The sequence below is a fragment of the Streptomyces olivaceoviridis genome (assembly GCF_014650115.1).
Classification (GTDB): domain Bacteria; phylum Actinomycetota; class Actinomycetes; order Streptomycetales; family Streptomycetaceae; genus Streptomyces; species Streptomyces olivaceoviridis.
Genome location: NZ_BMUI01000010.1, coordinates 120,313 through 145,151, shown reverse-complemented (window position 1 = coordinate 145,151; position 24,839 = coordinate 120,313). Strand labels below are relative to the sequence as shown.

The following is a 24,839-nucleotide window of genomic DNA, read 5'->3' as shown; positions in this document are numbered from 1 at the left end:
CTATCGGAGATCGAGGCGCGCGCCAACCACACCACCCCTACCGGACGGAGTCATTCCGGTCCCAGTGGGCCTAAGCGAGGACGCCCAGCAGAGCGCGGGCGCACAGATCGCGCACCTGATCCCGGCTCAACTCCCCTTCGCCGCGCAGCCATTCGAGACAGACGGCGGTGGTGAAGGCGAGCCAGCCACGCACCGCCAGGCGCACCCGCGGGGCGGCCTCGACGGCGGGCCCGAACTCGGGGTCGGCGGCGAGCGCGGCCAGGATCTGCTCCTCCTGGGCGGCCAGCGCCCGCTGGTAGACCCGGCGCACGGCCTGGTCGCCGGCCGCGTCGGCGCGGTGGAAGGCGCGGAAGCCATGGGCGTGCGCCTGGACGTAGCCGAGGTAGGTGTCGAGGCCGGCGGCGAGCTGCTCGCGCACCGGCACCCCGGGCTCGGCCGCCGTCATGCGCAGCATGCGCGCGCTCTCCCGCTCCACGACGGCGGCGAAGAAGTCCCTCTTGGTCGGGAAGTAGTGGTACAGCAGCCCGCGCGAGACCCCGGCGATCTCGGCGACCTGCTCGATCCACACGTCGTCGTAGGGGCTCTCCGAGAACAGCTTCGCGCCGACCGACAGCAGCTGCTCACGGCGTTCCCCGGTGCTGAGTCTGCGCCGGGCGCGCTCCCCCTGGTTCGCGGGCATGGCGTCACTTTACTTGACGTCGGTTCAACAAGGGCACCACACTGGAACGCGTTATTGAACTCACATACAACACGCGTGCGTCACTGCGTCAACCACCCGCTGGATCAAGGGAGATCGCGTCATGGCGGCGACGACGGAGACCATGGAGACCGGGCTGCCGAAGGGTTTCCGGAGCGCCGAGCAGGGCTGGCCCGAGCTGCGCCGCATCCCCCGTCCGCCGCACCGGGTGCCGCTGCTCGGCGATGTGCTCGGCGTCGACCGGCACCGGCCGTTGCAGGACTCGATGCGCTTCGCGCGCGAGCTCGGCCCGATCTTCCGCCGCCGGGCGTTCGGCAAGGAGTTCGTGTTCGTGTGGGGGGCGCGGCTGGTCGCCGACCTCGCCGACGAGTCCCGGTTCGCCAAGCACGTCGGGCTCGGCGTCGCCAATCTGCGGCCCGTGGCCGGCGACGGCCTGTTCACCGCCTACAACCACGAGCCCAACTGGCAGTTGGCGCACGACGTCCTGGCGCCCGGGTTCAGCCGGGAGGCCATGGAGGGCTACCACGGGATGATGCTGTCGGTCGCCGACCGCCTCACCGACCACTGGGACCGCCACCTGGCGGCCGGGCGCACGGTGGACGTGCCGGGCGACATGACCCGGCTGGCCCTGGAGACGATCGCCCGGACCGGCTTCGGGTACGACTTCGAATCCTTCGAGCGGGACCGGCCGCACCCCTTCGTCACGGCGATGGTCGGCACGCTGGCCTACGCGCAACGGCTGAACAGCGTGCCGGGACCGCTGGCCCCGCTGCTGCTGCGCACCGCCGCCCGGCGCAACGCGGCCGACATCGCCCACCTCAACCGCACGGTCGACGGCCTGGTCGCCGCCCGGCGCCGGTCCGGTGGCGGCGAGGGGGACCTGCTGGACCGCATGCTGGCGACGGCGCACCCGCGGACCGGGGAGAAGCTGTCGCCGGAGAACGTCCGCAAGCAGGTGATCACGTTCCTGGTGGCGGGCCACGAGACCACCTCCGGCGCGCTCTCCTTCGCCCTCTACCACCTCGCCCGGCACCCGGAGATCGCCGCCCGGGCCCGCGCCGAGGTCGCACAGGTCTGGGGCGACACCCCGCGGCCCGGCTACGACCAGGTCGCCAAGCTGCGCTATGTGCGCCGGGTGCTGGACGAGTCGCTGCGGCTGTGGCCGACCGCGCCCGCCTTCGCCCGCGAGGCCCGGCGGGACACCGTCCTCGCCGGGGACCATCCGATGCGCCGGGGCGCGTGGGCCCTGGTGCTGACCCCGATGCTGCACCGGGAGCCGGAGGTCTGGGGCGAGGACGCCGAACGGTTCGACCCCGACCGCTTCACCCCGGCGGCCGTCCGCGCCCGGCCACCGCACACCTTCAAGCCCTTCGGCACCGGCGCACGGGCCTGCGTCGGCCGACAGTTCGCCCTCCACGAGGCGACCCTGGTCCTCGGCCTGCTGCTGCGCCGTTACGGCCTGCACGCCGACCCGGGTTACCGGCTGAGCGTGGCCGAACGCCTGACCCTGATGCCGGAAGGGCTGCGGCTGCGACTGGAGCGCCGGCCGGCTCTCACGGAGGTGAGCGAGGGACGACCCGCAGGGGCGCGGGGCAGTGTCCGACGTGCGGCTGACGCCGCGCGGGCGCGACCAGCCCGGGACGAAGCCGCGGACGACCGGCGGCACGACCCGGCCGGACCGGCGCAGCCCCTGTCAGCGAGCCGCTGTCCAGTGCACGGGGCGGCTGACTGAAGCCGGCAGCCGCGTACCCGTGCTGCCCCGCGCGGCGTTCACCTGCGGCTGGGTGAGGAAGAAGGCACCGGTGAGGTCGGCGTCGGTCAGATCGGCATCGCGCAGGTCGGCACCGATCAGATCCGCGCCGCGCAGGTCGGCACCGGTGAGGTCGGCGGCGATGAGGTAGGCACCGCGCAGGCTCACCCCGCGCAGATCGGCGCCCCTGAGGCGGGCGCCCATGAGGTCCGCGCCCCTGCGGTCCCTGCGCCGGCCCTTCCCCTTCCCCTGGCCCTTGCCGCCGACGCCGGCCCGGGCCAGCTCGCTGGTGCGCAGCAGGAGCACGTTCACCTCCTGCCGGTGCGCGGCCACGTCCAGCGCGGCCAGTTCCTCGGCGGTCAGCCGGGTCAGCCGCTCGGTCTTCTCCAGCGCCCGGCGCAGCTCGGGGTGGACGGGCCGGGCGGCGGGCAGGCCCAGCGCCTCGGTCAGGTACCACAGCAGCTCGTGCAGCTGCCGTACGACCGGGAAGACGTCGAACATCCGGCGCGCGTCCTCCGTGGACCCGGTACGCCAGTCCTGCCCGTCGAAGGTGACCTGCGAGACCTTCTGGCCGGCGCCGAAGCAGTCGTAGACCGTGCAGCCGGTGAAGCCCTTCTGGCGCAGGTCGGCGTGGATGCCGCAGCGGTGGTCGCCCTGGAGGTTCGGGCACGGCTTGCCCGCGGGCTTGTCCAGCGCGAAGTCGGCGGAGCGGGCGAAGGGCAGGGCGACACAGCACAGCCCGAAGCACCGGGTGCAGTCGGCGCGCAGGTCGGAAGGGTCGGCTATCTGATCCGGCATGGGGACAGCCTACTGACCTGCGAGCTTGCCCCCGCACCCACGCGCACCCGCGACGGCGGCCCGCGGCGCCGCTAGCGGGCGAACAGTTCGAAGGCCACGGCCGGTGTGCCGCCGAAGCGCTCGCCGGTGGCCGTGGTGGTCTCGGTCAGGAAGTCATGGACGTACGTCTTCGGGTCCTGGTCGGTCAACGCCTCGATGTAGGTGCGGTGTTCGAGCAGTGAGCGCACCGCGCGGTCCAGGCCCGGCCTGGCGTCGACGGCGTGCGTGGGGCTGCCCGAACCGGCGACGGCCACCCAGCGGACGCCGTTCCAGGGCTGGAGGCCCTGCTCGGCGAGTTCGGGGAAGATCCAGCGGTTGCCCGCGTCGGCGGCGGCGTCCAGGGTGGCGCGGCCGACGGCGACGTGGTCGGGGGTGTTCCAGGCGACGCCGCCCCAGGTGTCGCGGTGGTTGAGCGTGACGACGAGTTCGGGGCGGTGGCGGCGTATCGCGGCGGCGATGTCGCGGCGCAGCGCGCTGCCGTACTCGATCACGCCGTCCCGGTGGTCGAGGAACTCCACGGTGCCGACGCCGACGACGGCCGCGGCGGCCCGCTGCTCACGCTCGCGCAGCGGGCCGCAGGTGGCCGGGTCCAGGGTGTCGATGCCCGCCTCGCCGCGGGTGGCCAGCACATAGGCGACCTCGCGGCCGGCGTCGGTCCAGGCGGCGACCGCCGCGGAACACCCGTATTCGAGGTCGTCCGGGTGGGCCACCACGGCGAGGGCGCGCTGCCAGTCGTCGGGCAGGGGCTGGAGCTGGGTGATCTTCGGCTCGGTCATGGGCGGCACACTATGCCGCCCCGTCCCGTGCGCGACGTCGTGTACGGCGCGCCCCGGCCGTCCTATCGCGTACGTCACACCTCGTCGCGTACCAGCGCCAGCAGCCGGTCCAGGACGCGGGGCGCGCCCGTGCGCAGGCCGTCGTGCTCGTACTCGTTGGTGACCCAGGGGCGCAGGCCACGGATCGCGCCGGCCGTCTGAAGGGAGTGGCCGGTGTCGACGTACATGTCGTCGTGGTAGACGGCCGCGGCGACCGGGACCTCGTTGGCGGCGAGCCGCGCGGGGTCGTACAGGGGGCGCCAGTCGGTGCGCGCGGCGAGCAGTTCGGCCGTCTCGCGCAGGGGGCGCAGGGCCGGGTCGGCGTCGAACACCCAGGGGTGGACGGTCTCGCCGGTGAACAGGACCGGGCCGTCGCCGGTGAGTGTCTTGGCCGCGTCGAACTGCGGGAACTCGGCGCGGACGCGCTCGGCCGACCAGGCGGTGGGGCGCGCGTCCTGGCCGTAGATCGACTCGTGGACGAGGGCGTACAGGGGGTGCGAGGCGTACGACAGGAGGGACTGGGCCTGCTCCTGGAAGGCGTCGGACAGCTCCAGGCCGGCCGGGGTCACCACGAAGGCGTCCTCCAGGAGGTGGTGCAGCCGGTGGCTGCCGTCGCTCGCGCCCAGCATGATGCCCAGGGACTGGAAGGCCTCCACGGTGAAGCGGTAGCCGTTCGGCAGCACCACGTCGTGGGTGAGGAGGTGGTCGGCGATCCGGCGGGCCCGCTCCACGTCCTGCGGGTAGCGGGCGTAGTGCGCGGCGACCTTGCGCTCGACGCGCGGGTAGGCGGCCCGGTAGACGTCGTCGGCGTGGGCGTGCAGGGACGGCAGGCCGCCGGTGATGATCGCGGTGGCGAGGCCCTCGGGGGCGAGGGAGAGGTACGACACCGTGCAGAAGCCGCCGAAGCTCTGGCCGAGCACGGTCCACGGGGCGCCGCCGGTGACCTGGGGGCGGATGGCCTCGCAGTCGCGGACGATGGAGTCGGCGCGGAAGTGGGTGAGGTAGTCGGCCTGGGCGGCGGGACCGCCGCGCAGCGGCAGCGTCTGCCGGGTGGCGGGCGTGGAGCGTCCGGTGCCGCGCTGGTCGAGGAGCAGGACGCGGTACTCCTTCAAGGCCCGGTCGAGCCAGGCCTCCCGTCCGACGAAACGATTCGCCCCGAAGCCGGGGCCGCCTTGCAGGTACACCAGCCAGGGCAGGTCCTGCCCGGCCTTGTCGCTCGCCACCGCCTCGCGGGCGTACAGCTCGATCGTCTCGCCGCCCGGGTCGGCGTGGTCGAGGGGCACGGTGAAGTGGCGGTCGGTGAGCACGACGCCGGGCTGGCGGTAGCTGAGGCTCAACGGGTCTCCTGGGACGGACGGGCTGGACGTCTCCCAGTTGAGCACATGGGCCGGTGTGGGCCGAGCACCGGGATCATGGATTGTTACTGAACTTCCGGTCAGCGCCGCCGATCGGCGCGTCCGTCCGGTGCGAGGCTGGACGCGGGCGGGGACACCGCGAGGCTCAGCGTGCGGCGAGGCTGGACCGGCGCACCACCAGTTCCGGCTGGAGCACCACCCGCCGGTGCTCGTGGGTCCGCTTCCCCTTGCCGTCCCCCTCGCCCCGCTCGGTCTCCTCCAGCAGCAGTTCGGCGGCGAGGGCGCCCATCGTGACGGCGGGCTGGCGCACCGAGGTGAGGGGTACGGCAGCGGCGGCGGCGAACTCGATGTCGTCGTAGCCGACGATCGCCAGGTCGTCCGGGACGGTCACGCCCGCCGCGTACATCGCCTGGAGCACGCCGAGGGCGAGCAGGTCGTTGGCGCAGAACACGGCGGTGGGCCGGTCGGCGAGGCCGAGCAGCCGGGCACCCGCGTCCCGGCCGGCGGCCACGTCGAGCCGCTCGGTGGGCAGTTCGCGCAGCGCCTCGGGGCCGAGCCCGGCCTCGGCGAGGGCGTTCAGCGCGCCGGTGCGCCGGTCGCGGACCTGGTTGAGCCCGGGCGGCCCGCTGACGTAGGCGATCGAGCGGTGCCCGGCGTCCACCAGGTGCCGCACCGCCAGCGCGCCGCCCGCGATGTCGTCCACGGAGACCGAGCACTCGGTGGTGCCCTCGGCGACCCGGTCGACCAGCACGAACGGGATGCCGTGCCGGCGGAAGGCCGCGATGTTGCGGCCGGTGGCGTCGGCCGGGGTGAGCAGCACGCCCCGCACCCGCTGTTCGGCGAAGAGCGACAGGTACTCGGCCTCCTCGGCGGCGTCCTGCGCGCTGTTGCACACCATCACGCCGAGCCCGGCCTCCCGGGCCGCGCGCTCGGCGCCGCGCGCCACGTCCACGAAGAAGGGGTTGCCCATGTCGAGCACGAGCAGCCCCATGATCCGGCTGCGGCCCGCCCGCAGCTGGCGCGCCGACTCGCTGCGGACGTACCCGAGCCGGTCGATCGCGGACAGCACGCGCGCACGGGTCTCGCCGGCGACGGTGTCCGGGCGGTTGATGACGTTGGACACCGTGCCCACCGACACTCCGGCGGCGCGGGCGACATCCTTGATACCCACCGACTGGGCCATCGGGCTTCGGACCTCCAGGGAACGGGATGCGGCGGGACGACCTTCACGTTACCGTCACGCCGGCAGGGCGGAGTCGGCCACGTGCGGCGCCGAGGGCGCCGTATCGGCGGACTTCTCCTGGTACGGGAACGTCGATGAACCGGCTCTCCTGGTTCATCAGCGGGTGGTCCGGGTCCAGCGGGTCCACGGCGCCTGGCCGGTGCCGTGGCTGGTGAGGCCGCCGGGGCCACGCGTGACGACCGCGTCCCGCTCCCGCCAGGCGGACAGGGCGTGCGGCCGGCCCCGCGTGTCGTGGTCGATGCCCGCGCAGGTGCGTGTTCCGGGCGCTGCTGGAGCCGTGCTCGCCGGTGCACGTGCCGGTCGCGCCGGTCCGCTCCCCGAGCGCGGTCCACCGCGAACCGCCGTACCCGGCCAGGGCGCCCGGACGTCGTCGGCCTTGGGCCGGTGCGGCGGCGTGGGCGTCGACCGGTCGCCGGCACCGAGGGCCCGGCGGGCCACGACCGCGTCGCTGCCCGCCGTGTACCGGGCGGCGTACTGGTGGCCCCGGTGGGTCAACAGGCCGTTCTTCCGGAACGATCCGGTGTTGACCAGGCCGTCGTAGGAGACGGAGCAGACGGCGTGGGCGTCCAGTCGTGTGGCGCCCTGCCGGGTGACGGAGGGTCTCATCCGCGCGGCTCCCGCGTCAGTCGAGGTGGAACACTTCGGTGAGGGGTCGCATGGCCTCGTCGGGCCGGGCACCGTCCAGGGACTCGAAGAACGGTGCCATCTCCTTCTGCCAGCGCGCGTTGACGTCGGTGGCCGCCATACCGGCCTGGGCGGCGGCGAAGTCCTCGGTCTCCAGATAGCCGACGAGCAGGCCGTCCTCGCGCAGGAACAGCGAGTAGTCGTGCCAGCCGGTCGCCTTCAGGGCGTCGAGCATCTCCGGCCAGACGGCCGCGTGCCGCTCACGGTACTCGTCGAGCCGGTCCGCCCTGACCTTCAGCAGGAAGCACACGCGCTGCATCAACAGCTCCCGTCCGTCAGAAGTTGAACTGGTCGATGTTCTTGGCGTCGAACACGGTCGGCTTGCCCAGGTTGATCACGCCGTCCTTGCCGATGGTGTACGTGGTGGCGCCGGCCTTGAAGGTCTCGCCCTCCTTGCCGGTGATCTGCCCCGAGGCCAGCGCGACCGCGGTCCGGGCGGCCAGGTCGCCGAGCTTGGCCGGGTCCCACAGCTCGAAGGCGTCGACGGTGCCGTTCTTCACGTACTTGCGCATGTCGTCGGGGGTGCCGAGGCCGGTCAGCTTGACCTTGCCCTTGTACTTGGAGCCCGACAGGTACTGGGCCGCCGCCTTGATGCCGACGGTGGTCGGGGAGATGATCCCCTTCAGGTTCGGGTGCTCCTGGAGCAGGCCCTGGGTCTGCTGGAAGGACTGCTGGGCGTCGTCGTTGCCGTAGGCGATCTTGACGAGCTTGATGTCCTTGTACTTGGGGTCCTTCAGCTCGTCCTTCATGTAGCCGATCCAGGTGTTCTGGTTGGTCGCGGTCTGCGCGGCCGACAGGACCGCGATCTCGCCCTTGTATCCGATCTGCTGGGCGAGGAGCTGCACCTCGGTACGGCCCAGGTCCTCGGCACTGGCCTGCGAGACGAAGGCGTTGCGGCAGCCCGGGCTGGTGTCGGAGTCGTAGGTGACGACCTTGATGCCGTTGCTCATGGCCTGCTTCAGCGCCGTGCACAGCGCGCCCGGGTCCTGCGCGGACACCGCGATGGCGTTCACCCGCTGCTGGGTGAGCGTGTTGACGTAACTCACCTGCCCGGCCGTGTCGGTGGCGCTGCTGGGCCCCACCTCCTTGTACGTCGACCCGAGCTCCGTGACCGCCTTCTCGCCGCCCTTGTCGGCGGTGGTGAAGTAGGGGTTGTTGACCTGCTTGGGCAGGAAGCCGACGGTCAGCCCCTTCTTGGTGGCGGCGTTGGGGTCGGCCTTGCCGGCGGAGGCGGCGGAGGCGTTGTCGTCCTTGACGTCCTTCTTGGTGGTGCCGCCGCAGGCGGTGAGCGCGAGGGCGAGGGAGGTGCCGGCGGCGAGGGCGGCGCAGGCGCGGCGGAGGGTCGGCTTGAGCATGGGAAGGGCCCCTTGTCGTCAGGAGTGGGAGGTGCGCCCCTCGAAGGGGCACGGGGTTGTGTGGAGGTGCGGCTCCGCCGCGTGGGCGCGGACGGTCCGCGGCCGGCGACGGGCTATCCGGTGGAACCGGCCGCCCGCGCGAGAGAGATCTGCCGCGCGACCCGGGGGCCCAGCACGGACACCACGAGCAGCACACCGGTGACGACGATCTGCGACTGGGCCGAGACGTTCAGCAGACTCATCACGTTCTGCAACGCACCGAGCAGGAAGACACCGGCGACGGCACCACCGATCGTGCCCCTGCCCCCGTCGAAGTCGATCCCGCCCAGCAACACGGCGGCGACGACGGACAGTTCGAGTCCGGTGGCATTGTCGTACCGGGCACTGGCGTAGTGCAGCGCCCAGAAGACACCGGTCAGCGCCGACATGGCCCCCGTGGCGACGAAGAGCAGGAGCTTGGTCCGCTTCACCCGGATCCCCGCGAACCGCGCCGCCTCCTCCCCCGCGCCGATCGCGAACAGCGACCGGCCGAACGGCGTGGCGTGCAGCAGCACCACGGCGACGGCGAGCAGCACCAGGAAGGGCAGGAAGGCCTGCGGCAGGAAGGAGTCACCGAGGCGGCCGGCGGCGAAGTCCAGGTACTGCGAGGGGAAATCGGTCACCGCGTCGGAGCCGAGCACGATCTGCGCGACACCCCGGTAGGCGGCGAGCGTGCCGATGGTGACCGCCAGCGACGGCAGCCCGAGCCGGGTGACCAGCAGGCCGTTGAGCAGCCCGCACACCACCCCGAGCAGCAGGCACAGCGGGATGATCTGCTCGATGGCCATGCCCTCGTTCCACAGCTTGCCCATCACCGCGCCGGACAGCCCGGCCGTGGACGCGACGGACAGGTCGATCTCGCCGGCGACGACCAGCAGGGTCATCGGCAGGGCGATCAGCGCGATCGGGAGCGTGTTGCCGATGAGGAACGACAGGTTGAGCGCGTTGCCGAAGCCGTCGACGAAGCCGAACGACAGCAGCAACAGGACGATGAGCAGCGCGCCGACGACCGTGTCCCAGCGGACCGCGCGGGTGAGCGACTCAGGCACCGGCCTTCTCCTTCGCCATGGCGGACCTCCTGGGGGCCGACTTCTTCTTCAGGGCGGCGGCCACGCGCAGCGCCACGATCCGGTCGACGGCGATGGCGAGCAGCAGCAGGACGCCGTTGATGGCGAGCACCCACACGGAGCTGACGCCGAGTGCGGGCAGCACACTGTTGATCGAGGTGAGCAGCAGGGCGCCGAGGGCGGCGCCGTAGACGCTGCCGGAGCCTCCGGTGAAGGCGATGCCGCCGACCACCACGGCGCTGACGACGGTGAGTTCGTAGCCGTTGCCGGTGCCGGAGTCGACGTTGCCGAACCGCGCCAGGTACATCGCGCCGGCGAGTCCGGCGAGCGCTCCGCAGAAGGTGTACGCGGCCAGGATGCGCTTGCGGACCGGGATGCCGGCCAGCCGGGCCGCCTCCGGATTGGAGCCGAGGGCGTACAGCTCCCGCCCGCTGCCGTAGTGCTTGAGGTAGTAGCCCGTCGCCACGAGCACCACCAGCGCGATCACGGCGAGCCAGGGGATCGCGGAGATGCCGCCGGAGCCGAAGTCGACGAAGCCGCCGGGCAGATCGGCCGCGGTGATCTGGCGGGAGCCGACCCAGATGGAGTCGACGCCCCGGATGACGTACAGGGTGCCGAGGGTGACGACGAGTGCGGGGACCTGGCCGAGGCTCACGAGGAGGCCGTTGAGCAGCCCGAGGCCGATGCCCAGCAGGACGGCGAGGAGGATCGCGACGACCGGGTTCCCGCCGTCCTGGAGGTAGGTTCCGGCGGCGAAGGCGCTGATGCCGAGCGTGGAGCCGACGGACAGGTCGACGTTGCGGCTGAGGACGACCAGTGACTGGCCGGTGGCGACGAGCACCAGGATCGTCGCGTTGAGGAGCAGGTCCTTGATGCCCTGCTCGGACAGGAACTCGCTGTTGCCCGCCTGGGTGACGGCGATCATCACCAGGAAGACGGCCAGGATGGCGAGTTCGCGCATCTTGAAGACCCGGTCGACCAGCCGGGTGCCGCCGGAGCGGGGTGCCCCGGTGACGGGGGTCTCGTCGGTGGTGACCGTCATGCGGCGGCCCTCCCGGTGGCTGCGGCCATCACGGTCTCCTCGGTGGCGTCGGCGCGGGGTATCTCGGCGGTGATCCGGCCCTCGTGCATCACGAGGACGCGGTCGGCCATACCGAGGATCTCGGGCAGGTCGGAGGAGATCATCAGGACGGCGACCCCGTCGGCGGCCAGCTCGCCGAGCAGCCGGTGCACCTCGGCCTTGGTGCCGACGTCGATGCCCCGGGTGGGTTCGTCCACGATGAGCACCTGGGGGCCGGTGGCGAGCCACTTGGCGAGGACGACCTTCTGCTGGTTGCCGCCGGACAGGGTGGAGACGGCGTCCGCGATCCGGGCGTACTTCACCTGGAGCTTCACGGCCCAGTCCAGGGACCGGCTGCGTTCGGCGGTCCGGTCCACCAGCCCGGCCCGGGCGGTCGTACGGAGTCCGGTCAGGCCGATGTTCCGTTCGATGGACATGTCCATCACCAGGCCCTGGGCCCGCCGGTCCTCGGGCACGAGGGCGAGTCCGGCCGCCATCGCGGCGGACGGGGCGCCGTTCGTGAGCCGGCGCCCGCCGACCTCGACCTCGCCCGCGTCCCAGCGGTCGACGCCGAACACGGCCCGGGCCACCTCGGTGCGGCCGGCCCCGACCAGCCCCGCGAGGCCGACGATCTCTCCGCGCCGGACCTCGAAGGAGACGTCGGTGAAGACGCCCTCGCGGGTCAGCCGCCGCACGCTGAGCGCGACGTCGCCGACCTGGACCTGCTGCTTCGGGTAGAGCTCGGCCAGGTCGCGGCCGACCATGCGGCGGACCAGGTCGTCCTCGGTCATCCCGGCGAGCGGCTCGCCGGCGATCCAGGCGCCGTCCCGCAGTGTGGTGACCTTCTGGCAGATCGCGAAGATCTCCTCCAGCCGGTGCGAGATGAACAGCACGGCCGCGCCCTGTTCCCGCAGGGTGCGGACCACGCCGAAGAGGCGGGCCACCTCGCTGCCGGTGAGCGCGGCGGTCGGCTCGTCCATGATCAGGACCCGGGCGTCGAAGGACAGCGCCTTGGCGATCTCCACGATCTGCTGGTCGGCGATGGACAGGCCGCGGGCCGGCCGGTCGGGGTCGAGGTCGACGCCGAGCCGCCGCATCAGGGCGGCCGTGGCCGCGTGGGTGGCCTTGTGGTCGATCCGGCCGAGGGCGCGCCGGGGCCGGCGGCCCATGAAGATGTTCTCGGCGATCGACAGGTCGGGGAAGAGCGTGGGCTCCTGGTAGATCACGGCGATGCCGGCGTCGCGGGCGTCGCCGGGGCCGTGGAAGACGACGGGCTCGCCGTCGAGCAGCACCTGACCGGTGTCCGGCCGATGCACTCCGGCGAGGGTCTTGATCAGCGTCGACTTGCCCGCGCCGTTCTCTCCGGCGAGGGCGTGCACCTCGCCGGGCAGCAGCTCCAGGGAGACGTCCCTCAGGGCGCGTACGGCGCCGAAGGACTTCGAGACGCCCTTGAGTGCCAGCACCGGGGCCGGTCCCGTGTCAGGCGGGTGGGTCATGGGGGCTCCTCGACGACACCGGCGAAGGGGCCGCGAGGCCGCCACGGTGTCGTGAAAGGTTTCAAGTGGATTGCGGGGACCGTAGGCACCACAGTCATGTCACGTCAATGGGTCCGTGTCGAAAAACTTTCGATAGCCAAAGGTCACGTCCGGATCACGGAAGACGGGGGCTACTGGAGCCCTTGACACCCCTGCGCCCGACACCTAGCTTGCCGTTCTGAATCGTTTCACATTCGGCGTTCACATGCTCGGTCGTTCCGTCCGACATCCGCTCAGTCGTCCCCCCGCCACCACAGGAGCCCCCAAGTGACCGACCTCGCCGCGGTGAAGGCCGCGCTCAAGACCCAGGCCGTCGAGACGCCGTCGTGGGCGTACGGGAACTCGGGCACCCGGTTCAAGGTGTTCGCGCAGGCCGGTGTGCCGCGCTCGCCCTGGGAGAAGCTGGAGGACGCGGCCCAGGTGCACGCCTTCACCGGGGTCGCGCCGACGGTCGCCCTGCACATTCCGTGGGACACCGTGGAGGACTACGCGGCGCTCGCGAAGTACGCCGAGGAGCGCGGGGTGCGGCTGGGCGCGGTCAACTCCAACACCTTCCAGGACGACGACTACAAGCTGGGCAGCATCTGCCATCCGGACGCGGCGGTGCGGCGCAAGGCCGTCGACCACCTGCTGCGGTGCGTCGACATCATGGACGCCACCGGGTCACGGGACCTGAAGCTGTGGTTCGCCGACGGGACGAACTACCCCGGGCAGGACGACATCCGCGCCCGGCAGGACCGGCTGGCCGAGGGGCTGGCCGAGGTGTACGCCCGGCTGGGGGACGGCCAGCGGATGCTGCTGGAGTACAAGTTCTTCGAGCCGGCGTTCTACACGACCGACGTGCCGGACTGGGGGACCGCCTACGCGCACTGTCTGAAGCTCGGCGACAAGGCCCAGGTGGTCGTCGACACCGGGCACCACGCGCCGGGGACCAACATCGAGTTCATCGTGGCGCTGCTGCTGCGGGAGGGGAAGCTCGGCGGGTTCGACTTCAACTCGCGCTTCTACGCCGACGACGACCTGATGGTGGGGGCGGCCGACCCCTTCCAGCTCTTCCGGATCATGTACGAGGTGATCCGGGGCGGGGGGTTCACCTCCGACGTCGCGTTCATGCTCGACCAGTGCCACAACATCGAGGCGAAGATCCCGGCGATCATCCGGTCGGTCATGAACGTGCAGGAGGCCACCGCGAAGGCGCTGCTGGTCGATCGGGCGGCGCTGGCCCGGGCGCAGGCTTCCGGGGACGTACTGGGGGCCAATGCCGTGCTGATGGACGCGTACAACACGGATGTGCGGGGGCTCCTCGGCGAGGTCCGCCAGGAGTCGGGGCTGGACCCCGATCCGATGGGCGCGTACGCCCGGTCCGGGTGGGCCGAGCGGATCGTCGCCGAGCGGGTCGGGGGCGAGCAGGCCGGCTGGGGGGCGTGAAGCGTCTGCCTCTGAAGCGCCGTCGCGGGGTGCGGGTCCGTTGTGGCTCGTCGCGCCCACCCGGCGGAACCGCGTATCGACACGGCCCCGCGCCCCTTCTCCACGTCCCCTCCCCTGGAAGGAACCGGTAGTCATGACCACCCGCCCCGAAGTCGACGCTCTCCTCGACCGCTCCCACCGGCTCGGCTCCGATCCCCGTAACACCAACTACGCCGGCGGGAACGCGTCGGCCAAGGGCAGCGCCACCGATCCCGTCACCGGGGGTGAGGTGGAGCTGATGTGGGTGAAGGGCTCCGGGGGCGACCTCGGCACGCTCACCGCGTCGGGGCTGGCCGTGCTGCGGCTGGACCGGCTGCGGGCCCTCGTGGACGTGTACCCCGGTGTCGAGCGCGAGGACGAGATGGTCGGCGCCTTCGACTACTGTCTGCACGGCAAGGGCGGGGCCGCGCCCTCCATCGACACCGCCATGCACGGTCTGGTGGACGCCCCGCACGTGGACCATCTGCATCCCGACTCGGGGATCGCGCTCGCGTGTGCGGCCGACGGGGAGAAGCTGACCGCCGAGTGTTTCGGGGACAGCGTGGTGTGGGTGCCGTGGCGGCGGCCCGGGTTCCAGCTCGGGCTGGACATCGCCGCGATCAAGGAGGCCAACCCGCAGGCCATCGGGTGCGTTCTCGGCGGGCACGGGATCACCGCGTGGGGAGCGACGTCCGAGGAGTGCGAGCACAACTCGCTGCACATCATCCGGACCGCCGAGGCGTTCCTCGCCGAGAGGGGGAAGGCGGAGCCCTTCGGACCGGTCGTCGACGGATACGAGGCCCTGCCCGAGGCCGAGCGGAGGGAGCGGGCCGCCGCGCTGGCGCCGTACGTCCGGGGCCTGGCGTCCCAGGACCGGCCGCAGGTCGGGCACTTCACCGACTCCGAGGTCGTCCTCGACTTCCTCGCCCGCGCCGAGCACCCCCGGCTGGCCGCCCTCGGCACCTCCTGCCCCGACCACTTCCTGCGCACCAAGGTCCGGCCGCTCGTGCTGGACCTGCCGCCGGCCGCGCCGCTTGAGGACGCCGTCGCGCGGCTGCGGGAGCTGCACGCCGCCTACCGCGAGGAGTACGCCGCCTACTACCGGCGGCACGCCCTGCCCGACTCCCCCGCCATGCGCGGCGCCGACCCGGCCGTCGTGCTCGTCCCGGGTGTCGGCATGTTCAGCTTCGGCAAGGACAAGCAGACCGCCCGGGTGGCGGGCGAGTTCTACGTCAACGCCGTCAACGTCATGCGCGGGGCCGAGGCGGTGTCGTCGTACGCGCCGATCGAGGAAGCCGAGAAGTTCCGGATCGAGTACTGGGCGCTGGAGGAGGCCAAGCTCCAGCGGATGCCGGAGCCCAGGCCGCTCGCCACGCGCGTCGCGCTCGTGACGGGGGCCGGCAGCGGGATCGGGAAGGCCATCGCGCACCGGCTGGTGGCGGAGGGGGCGTGTGTCGTCGTCGCCGATCTGAACGGCGAGAACGCCGTGGCCGTCGCCGAGGAACTGGGCGGGCCGGACAAGGCCGTCGCCGTCACCGTGGACGTCACCGACGAGGAGCGGATCGCCGCCGCGTTCAAGGCGGCCTCCCTCGCCTTCGGCGGGGTGGACCTCGTCGTCAACAACGCCGGGATCTCCATCTCCAAGCCGCTGCTGGAGACGTCGGTCAAGGACTGGGACCTCCAGCACGACATCATGGCCCGCGGGTCCTTCCTCGTGTCGCGGGAGGCGGCGCGGGTGATGACCGCGCAGGGGCTGGGCGGCGACATCGTCTACATCGCCTCCAAGAACGCCGTGTTCGCCGGGCCCAACAACATCGCCTACTCCGCCACCAAGGCCGACCAGGCCCACCAGGTGCGGCTGCTGGCCGCCGAGCTGGGCGAGCACGGGATCCGGGTGAACGGGGTCAACCCGGACGGTGTGGTGCGCGGGTCCGGGATCTTCGCCGGGGGCTGGGGGGCGCAGCGGGCCGCGGTGTACGGGGTGCCGGAGGAGAAGCTGGGCGAGTTCTACGCGCAGCGGACGATCCTGAAGCGGGAGGTGCTGCCCGAGCACGTGGCGAACGCGGTGTTCGCGCTCACGGGCGGGGACCTCACCCACACCACCGGGCTGCACATCCCGGTCGACGCGGGTGTGGCGGCCGCGTTCCTGCGATGAGCGCGGGCGTGAAGTCGTACGCCGCGGTCGATCTCGGCGCTTCCAGCGGGCGGGTGATGGTGGGGCGGGTGAGTCCGGACTCGGTGGAGCTGAGCGAGGCGCACCGGTTCCCCAACCGGCCGGTGCGCGTACCGGAGGGGCTGCGCTGGGACATCCTGGCGCTCTACGGCGGTGTCCTCGACGGGCTCCGGGCGGCCGGTGCCCACTGCGGTGGACGGCTCGCCTCCGTGGGCATCGACAGCTGGGCCGTCGACTACGGCCTGCTGGACGCCGACGGGGCCCTGCTCGGCAACCCGGTGCACTACCGCGACGCCCGCACCGAGGGGGTCGCGGAGAAGGTGTGGGCGACCGTGCCGGCGGCACAGCTGTACGCGGCGACGGGCATCCAGTACGCGCCGTTCAACACCCTCTACCAGCTCACGGCCGCCCGCGCCGCGGAGCAGTTCACCCACGCCAGGCGGCTGTTGCTGGTCCCGGACCTGCTGGCGTACTGGCTCACCGGCGAGCAGGGCACCGAGCTGACCAACGCCTCCACCACCCAGCTCGTCGATCCCCGGACCCGGGACTGGTCCTACGAGGTCGCCGAACGGCTGGGCATCGACCTCGGGCTGTTCGCGCCGCTGCGCCGGCCGGGTGATCCGGCCGGGACGCTGCGGCCGGAGGTGCTGGCGGAGACGGGCCTGACCGGTCCGGTGCCGGTGACGGCCGTCGGCTCGCACGACACCGCGTCGGCGGTGGCCGCCGTCCCGGCGACCGGGGAGCGCTTCGCCTACATCTGCACCGGCACCTGGTCCCTGGCCGGCCTGGAACTGTCCGCTCCGGTGCTCACCGAGGAGAGCCGGGCCGCGAACTTCACCAATGAGCTGGGGCTCGACGGCACCGTCCGCTATCTGCGCAACATCATGGGGCTGTGGCTGCTCCAGGAGTGCGTACGGGCCTGGGGCGAGCCGGATCTGGGAACGCTGCTGCGGGAGGCGGCCACCGTGCCGGCGCTGCGCGCGGTGGTGGACGCCGGGGGCGAGGCGTTCCTGGCGCCGGGGCGGATGCCGGAGCGGATCGCCGAGGCGTGCCGCGCGTCGGGGCAGCCGGTGCCGGAGACCCGGGCCGAGACCACCCGCTGCATCCTCGACTCGCTGGCCCTCGCCCACCGGCGGGCCGTGCTGGACGCGCAGCGGCTGGCCGATCATCCGGTGGACGTGGTGTACCTGGTCGGCGGCGGCACCCGCAACGCGCTGCTGTGCCAGCTGACGGCCGATGCCTGCGGGCTGCCGGTGGTGGCCGGCGCCACCGAGGCGGCGGCCCTCGGCAACGTGCTCGTGCAGGCCCGCGCGGACGGGCTCGTCGGCGATCTCGCCGCCCTGCGCGGGCTGCTCACCCGGACCCAGCCGCTCACCCGGTACACGCCCCGCGGCGACACCGGCCCGTGGCGGGCGGCCCAGGCCCGGCTCGCCACGCGGTGAGCCGTGGTCTCCCGTCGGCGCCGCCCGCCGACTACCCTTCACTCGTCCGATGACCGACACCGAGGAGCCGCGATGCGTGTCGCCCTGTTCCTGACCTGTGTCAACGACACGCTGTATCCGGACACCGGCCGGGCCGTGGTGAAGCTGCTGACCAGACTGGGTGTCGACGTCGACTTCCCGATGGCGCAGACCTGCTGCGGACAGGCCCACTACAACACCGGCTACCGGCATGAGGCCGAGCCGCTGGCCCGGCATTTCTCCGATGTCTTCGGGGAGTACGAGGCGATCGTGACCCCGTCCGGGTCGTGCGGGGCGATGGTGCGGGAGCTGTATCCCCGCATGGGCGAGCGGGCCCGGGCCGAGGGGCGCGGGGACGCGCTGGCCCGGACGCTGGCGCCGGTGGTGCCGAAGACGTACGAGCTGACGGAGTTCCTGGTCGACGTGCTCGGGGTGACGGACGTGGGCGCCTACTACCCGCACACGGTGACCTACCACCCGACCTGCCACGGGCTGCGCGGGCTCGGGCTCGGCGACCGGCCGCGCCGGCTGCTCCAGGCCGTCAAGGGGCTGGAACTGGTCGAGCTGCCGGGCGCGGAGGAGTGCTGCGGGTTCGGCGGCACGTTCGCGCTGAAGAACGCGGAGGTGTCGGCGGCGATGGGTGCCGACAAGGTGCGCAACGCCGAGTCGACCGGCGCGGAGGTGCTGTGCGCGGCCGACAACTCCTGCCTGATGCACCTCGGCGGCACGATGAGCCGGCTGCGCACGGGCATGCGGCCGGTGCACATCGCGGAGATCCTGGCGAGCACGGAGGAGGAACCGGCCGTATGACCGGAACGTATCTGGGCATGCCGGCCTTCCCGAAGGCCGCGCACGACGCCGTCCACAACCCCGTCCTGCGGGGCAATCTGCGGCACGCCACCCACACCATCCGGGCCAAACGGGCCAAGGCGGTGGGCGAGTTGCCCGACTGGGCGGCGCTGCGCGAGGCGGGCAGGCGGATCAAGGACCACACCCTGCGCCATCTCGACCACTACCTCGTCCAGTTGGAGGAGTCGGTCACCGCGGCCGGCGGTACGGTCCACTGGGCGGCGGACGCCGAGGAGGCCAACCGGATCGTCGCCCGGCTGGTCAAGGAGACCGGCGAGTCGGAGGTCGTGAAGGTCAAGTCCATGGCCACGCAGGAGATCGGCCTCAACGAAGCCCTGGAGGCCGAGGGCATCCGCGCCTACGAGACCGACCTCGCCGAACTGATCGTGCAGTTGGGCAAGGACCGCCCCTCGCACATCCTGGTCCCGGCCATCCACCGCAACCGGGGCGAGATCCGCGACATCTTCCGCACCGAGATGGGTGAGTGGGGCCGCCCGGCCCCGGAGGGTCTGACGGACACGCCCGCCGAACTCGCCGAGGCGGCCCGGCTGCACCTGCGGGAGAAGTTCCTGCGCGCCAAGGTCGGCGTCTCCGGCGCCAACTTCATGGTCGCCGAGACCGGCACGCTGGTCGTCGTGGAGTCCGAGGGCAACGGCCGGATGTGCCTGACCCTGCCGGAGACGCTCATCTCGGTCGTCGGCATCGAGAAGGTGGTGCCCACCTGGCGCGACCTGGAGGTCTTCCTCCAGACCCTGCCCCGCTCCTCCACCGCCGAGCGCATGAACCCGTACACCAGCATGTGGACGGGAACGACGGACGGCGACGGTCCGCGCGCCTTCCACCTGGTCCTGCTCGACAACGGCCGCACCGACACCCTCGCCGACCAGGTCGGCCGCCAGGCGCTGCGCTGCATCCGCTGCTCGGCCTGCCTGAACGTGTGCCCGGTGTACGAGCGGGCGGGCGGGCACGCGTACGGCTCGGTCTACCCGGGCCCCATCGGCGCCATCCTCAGCCCCCAGCTGAGGGGCACGGCGAGCGAGATCGACGCCTCCCTGCCGTACGCGTCGAGCCTGTGCGGGGCCTGCTACGAGGTGTGCCCGGTCGCCATCGACATCCCCGAGGTGCTGGTGCACCTGCGGGAGCGGGTGGTCGAGGGCGGTCCGGCGGTGCGGCAGGGCAACACGGTGGTGCTCCAGCCGGCGAAGGGGCACGCGGCCGAGCGGGCGGCGATGCGGGCGGCGCGCTGGGCGTTCACGCACCCCGGCGCCCTGCGCACGGGCCAGCGGCTGGCCTCCCGCACCCGCCGGCTGCACCCCCGTGCCCTGCCCGGCCCCGGTCGGGCGTGGAGCGGCACCCGGGACCTGCCGGCCGTGCCGCCGGAACCGTTCCGGGACTGGTGGCAGCGCACGCGCGGCGGAAAGGACGGTGCGAAGTGAGCAGCAGGGAGCGGATCCTGGGCCGGGTGCGGCGCGCGCTCGCGGACGTGCCCGCGGACGAGGGGCCGTACGAGGAGGCCGTGCCCCGGGACTACCTGCGCGAGCACGGGCAGCGGACCACCGAGGAGACGGTGGAGCTGCTGGCGGAGAACCTGGTGGACTACCGGGCCGTCGTGCACCGCTGCGACGCGGAGGAGCTGCCGCTGCTCGTCATGCGGCTGCTGGCCGAGCGCGGCTCCCAGGAGGTGCTGGTTCCTCCCGGGCTGCCGCCGGAGTGGCTGTCCGCCGCCGATCCCGTGCGCGTCCACGACCGGGTGGCGGACACCGCACGGCGGCTGGACCGGGTGGACAGTGTGGTGACGGGATGCGCCGTGGCCATCGCCGAGACCGGCACGATCGTGCTCGACGGCTCCCCCGACCAGGGCCGGCGGCGGATCTCGCTCGTCCCGGACCACCACATCTGTGTCGTCCGCGTCCCGGACCAGGTCGTCTCCTCCGTACCCCAGGCCCTCGAACGCCTCGACCCCACCCGTCCGTTGACCTGGATCTCGGGCCCGTCGGCCACCAGCGACATCGAACTGGACCGGGTGGAGGGCGTCCACGGCCCCCGCACCCTGGAGGTGATCCTGCTCGGCTGACCGCGCCTCCCGGGCGTCCGCCGGTCGGGGCACGACGGAATGAAGCGTGCGGCGGCGTGCCGTACGTTGAGGGAATGATCCGGTTCGAGCAGGTCACCAAGCGGTATCCGGACGGTACGACGGCCGTGGACGACCTCTCCTTCGAGGTGGCCGAGGGGGAACTGGTCACGCTCGTCGGGCCCTCCGGGTGCGGCAAGACGACGACCATGATGATGGTGAACCGGCTCATCGAGCCGACCTCGGGCCGGATCCTCGTCGGCGGCGAGGACATCGCGACCGTCGACCCGGTCCGGCTGCGCCGCCGGATCGGGTACGTCATCCAGCAGGTGGGCCTCTTCCCGCACCGCACCGTCCTGGACAACACCGCGACCGTGCCCGCGCTGCTCGGCTGGAAGCGGGCGAAGGCGCGGGCCCGGGCGGCCGAGCTGCTGGACCTGGTGGGGCTGGATCCGCAGACCTACGGCCCGCGCTATCCGGAGCAGTTGTCCGGCGGGCAGCGGCAGCGGGTCGGCGTGGCGCGGGCGCTGGCCGCGGATCCGCCGGTGCTGCTGATGGACGAGCCGTTCGGCGCGGTCGACCCGGTGGTGCGGGAGCAGTTGCAGGACGAGTTCCTGCGGATGCAGGCGGCGGTGCGCAAGACGGTGCTGCTGGTCACGCACGACATCGAGGAGGCCGTCCGGCTCGGCGACCGGATCGCCGTGTACGGGCAGGGCCGCATCGAGCAGTTCGACACGCCGGGCGCGGTGCTGGGGGCGCCCGCGACGCCGTACGTCGCCTCCTTCGTGGGCGCCGACCGCGGGCTGAAGCGGCTGTCGGTCACCGCGATCGAGCCGGACGACCTGGAGCAGCCGCCCGTGGCCCGCCCGGAGGAGCCCGCCGCGCGGGCGCTGGAGCGGCTGCGGTCCGCGGGCGCCCGGTGGGCGGTGGTCCTGGACTCGGACGGTGACCTGCACGGCTGGGTCGGCGTCGAGGAACTGCCGGCGGGCGGCACGGTCGGGGACCTCGCCCACCGGATGACCGCCTGGGTGCCGGTCGGTGCGCCGCTGAAGCAGGCGTTCGGGGTGATGCTCCAGCACGACGCCGGGTGGGTCGCCGTGCTGGACGGGGCGCGGTTCCTCGGCGTGCTGACCCCGGCGAAGCTGCATGAGGCGCTGCGCCGTTCGGTGGACGCCGACGCGCGCGGGGTCACGCGGGGGCAGGTGCCGTTCGACTCGGTGGCGGACGCCTGACCCGGGTCACTTCAGCAGGCCCTTGTCCTTCAGATAGGCGCGGGCCACGTCGGCGGGCAGCCGCCGCCAGCTGTCGACCTGCCGGTTCATGGCGGCCAGGTCGCCGGTGGTGAGGACGTCGCCCAGCCTGCCGAGCGCCTTCGCCACGCCGGCACCGCCCGCGCGGGAGCGGTTGACGACCGGGACGACGTAGTCGGCGTTCTGCAAACGCTTGTCGTCGGCGAGCAGGACCAGGCCGAAGGAGGCGAGGGTGGCGTCGGTGGTGGTGGTCAGCACCATCTGGTCGCGGCCTTCCTGCACGGCCCGCTTGGCCTGGGTGGTGCCGACCCCCTTGGGATCGATGCCGGTGATGTGGATGCCGTACACCTTCTTCAGCCCGGGCGCGCAGTACGGCCGTCGCACGCATTCGTCGCCCGCCGCGAGGCGTACCTTCAGCCCGGAGGCGCCGAGGTCGCTGAGGGTCCTGAGGTGGTGCCGGCGGGCGTAGGCGGCGGTCACCGCGAAGGCGTTCTGGTCGACGGCCCGGCCGGGCGGGAGGACGGTGAGGCCGCGGGGTGCCGCGAGGGCGCGCAGGGCCTTCATCGTGGCGCCGAGGTCGGGCGAGCCGGCCGGGGGCGCGTCGGCGCCGTGGGTCTTGGCGCTCAGCCAGTCGGCCAGGGTCGCCGCGTACTCGGGTACGACGTCGACCTGGCCGGACTCCAGGGCGGGTTCGTACAGCTCCCGGTTGGCGACCGTGAGGAGGGACGTCCTGTAGCCGGCCTGGTCGAGTAACTGGGCGTACATCTGGGCGAGCAGATCGCTCTCGGTGAAGCCGGCCGAGCCGATGGTCAGATGACGGCTGTCCCCGGGCGGGGCGGTGACCTGCCCGCGGCTCTCCAGGGACGGGCCGGTGGCACAGGCACCGAGCGCGAGGAGGGCGGCCGTGGCGAGTGCGGCACGGCGGCCGAGGAGGGTGACCGCGGCGAGCGCGGTACGGCGGCTGAGGAGGGCGGGCCTGGCGCGTGCCGTGCGGGGGCTGGGGAGGGTGGGGGCGGCAGGTGCCGTACGGCGTCTCATCGGCTGCCCCGGACCCAGGCCGGCGCCACTCGCTCGGCGATCTCGAAGACACCCTCGACGAGCAGGGCGAACACCGCGACGAGCAGCGCGCCCGCGACCACCTGGGGCGTGCTGGCCAGGTTGAAGCCCGCCGTGATGATCCGGCCGAGGCCGCCGCCGCCCGCGAGCGCGGCGATCGTGGCGGTGGCGACGAGCTGGACGGCGGCGATGCGCACGCCGTTCAGCAGCAGGGGGAGCGAAAGGGGCAGTTCCACGTGAAACAACAGCTGTCGACCGGTCATGCCCATGCCTCGGGCGGCCTGGACGACGTTCCGGTCGACCTCGCGCATGCCGACGTAGGCGTTGGTGAGCAGCGGCGGTACGGCGAACAGCACCAGGGCGACCACCGTGGGGCCGTCGCCCCACCTCCCGACCGGGGTCAGCAGGAGCAGGACCAGTACGGCGAAGGTGGGCACGGCCCGGCCGACGTTGGAGATGTTCACGGCGAGCGCGCCGCCCTTGCCGAGGTGGCCGAGGACGAGCGCGACGGGCAGCGCGATCAGACAGCTGAGGATCAGGCAGACGACGGTGAGCAGGAGGTGCTGGAGCAGCCGGTGCCGGATGCCGTCGTCGCCCGGCCAGTGCGCGGGGTCGGTGAGCCAGTCCCAGGCGGCGGTGAGGGTGCTCATGAACGGGCCGCCCGCGTCCAGGGGGTGATCAGCCGCTGTACGCCCAGCAGGAGCAGGTCGGCGGCGACGGCGATCAGCACGCACAACACGGACGCGGTGAGCACCTGCGCCTTGAAGTAGGTGTTCATACCGGAGTAGATGAGGTTGCCGAGACCGCCGAAGCCGACGATCGCGCCGACCGTGAGCAGGGAGACCGCCGAGACGGTGGCGATGCGCAGGCCGGCCATCGCGGCGGGCAGGGCCAGGGGCAGTTCCACGGTGAGCAGCAGGCGGACGGGGCCGTAGCCGAGACCCCGCGCGGCCTGCCGGGTCTCCTCCGGGACCGCGCGCAGGCCGGCGAGGATGTTCCGGACGAGCAGGGTGAGCGAGTACAGCACCAGCCCGGCGACGACCAGGGTGGCCGAGAGGCCGTAGAGGGGCAGGAGCAGGGAGAACATGGCCAGCGACGGGATGGTGTAGAGGATCGTCGTCACGGCGAGGACCGGCCCGGCCGCCCAGCCCCAACGGCGGGCCAGCACCGCCAGCGGCAGCGCGATGACCAGGCCGATCAGGACCGACAGGAAGGTCAGCTGAAGGTGCTGGACGACCGCGTCGAGCAGGATCTGGCGGCGGGTGCTCAGATAGGCACCGCAGATCCACTCGTTCCGCGCGAGGCAGTCGTCCGGGGGCGCGCTCACGGGTCCATTGGACCGGACGGGCGAGGACGGCGGCGCGTTGTGGTGGCCCGGACGGGGGGCGCGCCCTGACGGTCCGCACCAGGGGCATGCGCCGTGGCGGCCCGGGTTCGTGTGCGCGCCGCACCGCACGCGCCTCCTTGCCCTGCCGGCGCCCTGATCCGGACGGCAGGACCTAGCGGACTCCCGCCGCGTCCAGCAGGGCCGTCACCGTGGTCGTGGCGAGTGCGTCGTCCAGGTGTTCCACCCGGGCGCCGGCGCGGGCGCTGGCGCCGTCGAAGACCAGCAGGAGCTGGCGGGCGAGCAGCTCGGGATCCCGCGCGCCGCCCCGCTCCGCCTCCTCGCGGAAGGCGCTCAGCAGGGTCTCCTTGGCCTCGCGGGCGACCACGCTCGCCGGATGCTCCGGATCCTTCACCTCGACCAGCACGGCCAGGTAGGGGCAGCCGTGGTACTCGGGTTCCACGGAGCCCTTCTCCAGTTGTCCGAAGACGTACAGGATCCTCTCGCGCGGGGTCGCGGACGCTGGATCCGGGTGGGTCAGCCGGGCCTGGTACGCCGGCATCCGCCGCTCCAGGCTGGCGGCCAGCATGTCGTCCTTGCTCTCGAAGAGCTGGTACATCGACCGCTTGGAGACGCCCGCCTCCCGGCACAGCGCCTCGATGCCGATGGACACACCGTCGCGGTAGGAGAGCCGGGCGGCGGCATCGAGCAGCCGGTCTCGGGGGGACGCCTTCTGTGTGCTGGTCATACCGCGAGATTACCGCGACGCCGAC

Annotated in this window: 23 protein-coding genes; 8 read left to right on the top strand and 15 right to left on the bottom strand. The window is 72.6% G+C overall.

The features are described 5' to 3' along the window. Positions 1–70 precede the first annotated feature (70 nt). Positions 71–679, bottom strand: a complete 609-nt coding sequence (locus IE273_RS20735; protein WP_189816670.1) for a TetR/AcrR family transcriptional regulator — start codon at positions 677–679, stop codon at positions 71–73. 121 nt (positions 680–800) lie between these two features. Here IE273_RS20735 and IE273_RS20730 point away from each other — a divergent pair, with 121 nt between their 5' ends. Further along, complete coding sequence (locus IE273_RS20730) at positions 801–2,429, top strand: cytochrome P450 (protein WP_189816669.1); 1,629 nt, start codon at positions 801–803, stop codon at positions 2,427–2,429. Here the strand turns inward: IE273_RS20730 and IE273_RS20725 are convergent. The 10 genes from IE273_RS20725 to IE273_RS20680 form a co-directional block, all read right to left on the bottom strand. Beyond that, entirely contained in the window at positions 2,391–3,245 is an 855-nt protein-coding gene (locus tag IE273_RS20725; RefSeq protein WP_189816668.1) for a pentapeptide repeat-containing protein, read from the bottom strand. The genes IE273_RS20730 and IE273_RS20725 overlap by 39 nt on opposite strands. Positions 3,246–3,316: 71 nt before the next feature. Beyond that, on the bottom strand, positions 3,317–4,060 hold the full coding sequence (locus IE273_RS20720) for a PIG-L deacetylase family protein (RefSeq protein WP_189816667.1): 744 nt from the start codon (positions 4,058–4,060) through the stop codon (positions 3,317–3,319). A 74-nt stretch (positions 4,061–4,134) separates the two neighbouring features. Then, the gene (locus IE273_RS20715) at positions 4,135–5,436 is read right to left on the bottom strand and encodes an alpha/beta fold hydrolase (RefSeq protein ID WP_189816666.1); all 1,302 of its coding nucleotides are present in this window, start codon (positions 5,434–5,436) and stop codon (positions 4,135–4,137) included. Between the two features lie 163 nt (positions 5,437–5,599). Then, a complete protein-coding gene (locus IE273_RS20710) occupies positions 5,600–6,637 on the bottom strand; it encodes a LacI family DNA-binding transcriptional regulator (protein WP_189816665.1) in 1,038 nt (345 codons plus the stop codon). Between the two features lie 156 nt (positions 6,638–6,793). Continuing rightward, complete coding sequence (locus IE273_RS20705) at positions 6,794–7,303, bottom strand: hypothetical protein (RefSeq protein ID WP_189816770.1); 510 nt, start codon at positions 7,301–7,303, stop codon at positions 6,794–6,796. A gap of 16 nt (positions 7,304–7,319) precedes the next feature. After that, on the bottom strand, positions 7,320–7,640 hold the full coding sequence (locus tag IE273_RS20700) for an L-rhamnose mutarotase (RefSeq protein ID WP_014676587.1): 321 nt from the start codon (positions 7,638–7,640) through the stop codon (positions 7,320–7,322). 16 nt (positions 7,641–7,656) lie between these two features. Next, positions 7,657–8,736: a rhamnose ABC transporter substrate-binding protein gene (gene rhaS, locus IE273_RS20695; protein ID WP_189816664.1), complete on the bottom strand. Its 1,080-nt coding sequence runs from the start codon at positions 8,734–8,736 to the stop codon at positions 7,657–7,659. 113 nt (positions 8,737–8,849) lie between these two features. Continuing rightward, entirely contained in the window at positions 8,850–9,824 is a 975-nt protein-coding gene (locus IE273_RS20690; protein ID WP_189816663.1) for an ABC transporter permease, read from the bottom strand. Further along, positions 9,817–10,884, bottom strand: coding sequence for an ABC transporter permease (locus IE273_RS20685; protein ID WP_189816662.1), 1,068 nt, complete (start codon positions 10,882–10,884; stop codon positions 9,817–9,819). Before IE273_RS20685 ends, IE273_RS20690 begins: the two co-directional genes overlap by 8 nt. Then, a complete protein-coding gene (locus IE273_RS20680; protein ID WP_189816661.1) occupies positions 10,881–12,398 on the bottom strand; it encodes a sugar ABC transporter ATP-binding protein in 1,518 nt (505 codons plus the stop codon). The genes IE273_RS20685 and IE273_RS20680 overlap by 4 nt, the downstream gene beginning before the upstream one ends. Before the next feature lie 306 nt (positions 12,399–12,704). On the opposite strand from IE273_RS20680, the gene rhaI reads away from it, so the two are divergent. From rhaI to IE273_RS20645, 7 genes are all read left to right on the top strand, one after another. Next, positions 12,705–13,865, top strand: coding sequence for an L-rhamnose isomerase (rhaI, locus tag IE273_RS20675; protein WP_189816660.1), 1,161 nt, complete (start codon positions 12,705–12,707; stop codon positions 13,863–13,865). Between the two features lie 133 nt (positions 13,866–13,998). Next, positions 13,999–16,038, top strand: coding sequence for a bifunctional aldolase/short-chain dehydrogenase (locus IE273_RS20670; protein WP_189816659.1), 2,040 nt, complete (start codon positions 13,999–14,001; stop codon positions 16,036–16,038). Further along, on the top strand, positions 16,035–17,498 hold the full coding sequence (locus tag IE273_RS20665) for a rhamnulokinase (protein ID WP_189816658.1): 1,464 nt from the start codon (positions 16,035–16,037) through the stop codon (positions 17,496–17,498). The genes IE273_RS20670 and IE273_RS20665 overlap by 4 nt, the downstream gene beginning before the upstream one ends. Before the next feature lie 72 nt (positions 17,499–17,570). Beyond that, positions 17,571–18,326: a (Fe-S)-binding protein gene (locus IE273_RS20660; protein ID WP_189816657.1), complete on the top strand. Its 756-nt coding sequence runs from the start codon at positions 17,571–17,573 to the stop codon at positions 18,324–18,326. Then, the gene (locus IE273_RS20655) at positions 18,323–19,801 is read left to right on the top strand and encodes a LutB/LldF family L-lactate oxidation iron-sulfur protein (RefSeq protein ID WP_189816656.1); all 1,479 of its coding nucleotides are present in this window, start codon (positions 18,323–18,325) and stop codon (positions 19,799–19,801) included. Before IE273_RS20660 ends, IE273_RS20655 begins: the two co-directional genes overlap by 4 nt. Next, a complete protein-coding gene (locus IE273_RS20650) occupies positions 19,798–20,439 on the top strand; it encodes a LutC/YkgG family protein (protein ID WP_189816655.1) in 642 nt (213 codons plus the stop codon). The genes IE273_RS20655 and IE273_RS20650 overlap by 4 nt, the downstream gene beginning before the upstream one ends. Positions 20,440–20,513: 74 nt before the next feature. Beyond that, positions 20,514–21,668: an ABC transporter ATP-binding protein gene (locus IE273_RS20645; RefSeq protein ID WP_189816654.1), complete on the top strand. Its 1,155-nt coding sequence runs from the start codon at positions 20,514–20,516 to the stop codon at positions 21,666–21,668. A 6-nt stretch (positions 21,669–21,674) separates the two neighbouring features. Here the strand turns inward: IE273_RS20645 and IE273_RS20640 are convergent, their stop codons facing one another. The 4 genes from IE273_RS20640 to IE273_RS20625 form a co-directional block, all read right to left on the bottom strand. Further along, on the bottom strand, positions 21,675–22,724 hold the full coding sequence (locus IE273_RS20640) for an ABC transporter substrate-binding protein (RefSeq protein ID WP_229887307.1): 1,050 nt from the start codon (positions 22,722–22,724) through the stop codon (positions 21,675–21,677). After that, positions 22,721–23,392, bottom strand: coding sequence for an ABC transporter permease (locus IE273_RS20635; protein ID WP_189816653.1), 672 nt, complete (start codon positions 23,390–23,392; stop codon positions 22,721–22,723). Before IE273_RS20635 ends, IE273_RS20640 begins: the two co-directional genes overlap by 4 nt. Continuing rightward, complete coding sequence (locus IE273_RS20630) at positions 23,389–24,069, bottom strand: ABC transporter permease (protein ID WP_189816652.1); 681 nt, start codon at positions 24,067–24,069, stop codon at positions 23,389–23,391. Before IE273_RS20630 ends, IE273_RS20635 begins: the two co-directional genes overlap by 4 nt. A 172-nt stretch (positions 24,070–24,241) precedes the next feature. Then, entirely contained in the window at positions 24,242–24,814 is a 573-nt protein-coding gene (locus IE273_RS20625) for a TetR/AcrR family transcriptional regulator (RefSeq protein ID WP_189816651.1), read from the bottom strand. Positions 24,815–24,839 lie beyond the last annotated feature (25 nt).

Bases quoted from the DNA above. Each gene is read 5' to 3' on its own strand.
- IE273_RS20735 (WP_189816670.1), bottom strand. From the start codon at position 679: ATGCCCGCGAACCAGGGGGAGCGCGCCCGGCGCAGACTCAGCACCGGG.
- IE273_RS20730 (WP_189816669.1), top strand. From the start codon at position 801: ATGGCGGCGACGACGGAGACCATGGAGACCGGGCTGCCGAAGGGTTTC.
- IE273_RS20725 (WP_189816668.1), bottom strand. From the start codon at position 3,245: ATGCCGGATCAGATAGCCGACCCTTCCGACCTGCGCGCCGACTGCACC.
- IE273_RS20720 (WP_189816667.1), bottom strand. From the start codon at position 4,060: ATGACCGAGCCGAAGATCACCCAGCTCCAGCCCCTGCCCGACGACTGG.
- IE273_RS20710 (WP_189816665.1), bottom strand. From the start codon at position 6,637: ATGGCCCAGTCGGTGGGTATCAAGGATGTCGCCCGCGCCGCCGGAGTG.
- IE273_RS20705 (WP_189816770.1), bottom strand. From the start codon at position 7,303: ATGAGACCCTCCGTCACCCGGCAGGGCGCCACACGACTGGACGCCCAC.
- IE273_RS20700 (WP_014676587.1), bottom strand. From the start codon at position 7,640: ATGCAGCGCGTGTGCTTCCTGCTGAAGGTCAGGGCGGACCGGCTCGAC.
- rhaS (WP_189816664.1), bottom strand. From the start codon at position 8,736: ATGCTCAAGCCGACCCTCCGCCGCGCCTGCGCCGCCCTCGCCGCCGGC.
- IE273_RS20685 (WP_189816662.1), bottom strand. From the start codon at position 10,884: ATGACGGTCACCACCGACGAGACCCCCGTCACCGGGGCACCCCGCTCC.
- IE273_RS20680 (WP_189816661.1), bottom strand. From the start codon at position 12,398: ATGACCCACCCGCCTGACACGGGACCGGCCCCGGTGCTGGCACTCAAG.
- IE273_RS20670 (WP_189816659.1), top strand. From the start codon at position 13,999: ATGACCACCCGCCCCGAAGTCGACGCTCTCCTCGACCGCTCCCACCGG.
- IE273_RS20665 (WP_189816658.1), top strand. From the start codon at position 16,035: ATGAGCGCGGGCGTGAAGTCGTACGCCGCGGTCGATCTCGGCGCTTCC.
- IE273_RS20660 (WP_189816657.1), top strand. From the start codon at position 17,571: ATGCGTGTCGCCCTGTTCCTGACCTGTGTCAACGACACGCTGTATCCG.
- IE273_RS20655 (WP_189816656.1), top strand. From the start codon at position 18,323: ATGACCGGAACGTATCTGGGCATGCCGGCCTTCCCGAAGGCCGCGCAC.
- IE273_RS20645 (WP_189816654.1), top strand. From the start codon at position 20,514: ATGATCCGGTTCGAGCAGGTCACCAAGCGGTATCCGGACGGTACGACG.
- IE273_RS20640 (WP_229887307.1), bottom strand. From the start codon at position 22,724: ATGAGACGCCGTACGGCACCTGCCGCCCCCACCCTCCCCAGCCCCCGC.
- IE273_RS20635 (WP_189816653.1), bottom strand. From the start codon at position 23,392: ATGAGCACCCTCACCGCCGCCTGGGACTGGCTCACCGACCCCGCGCAC.
- IE273_RS20625 (WP_189816651.1), bottom strand. From the start codon at position 24,814: ATGACCAGCACACAGAAGGCGTCCCCCCGAGACCGGCTGCTCGATGCC.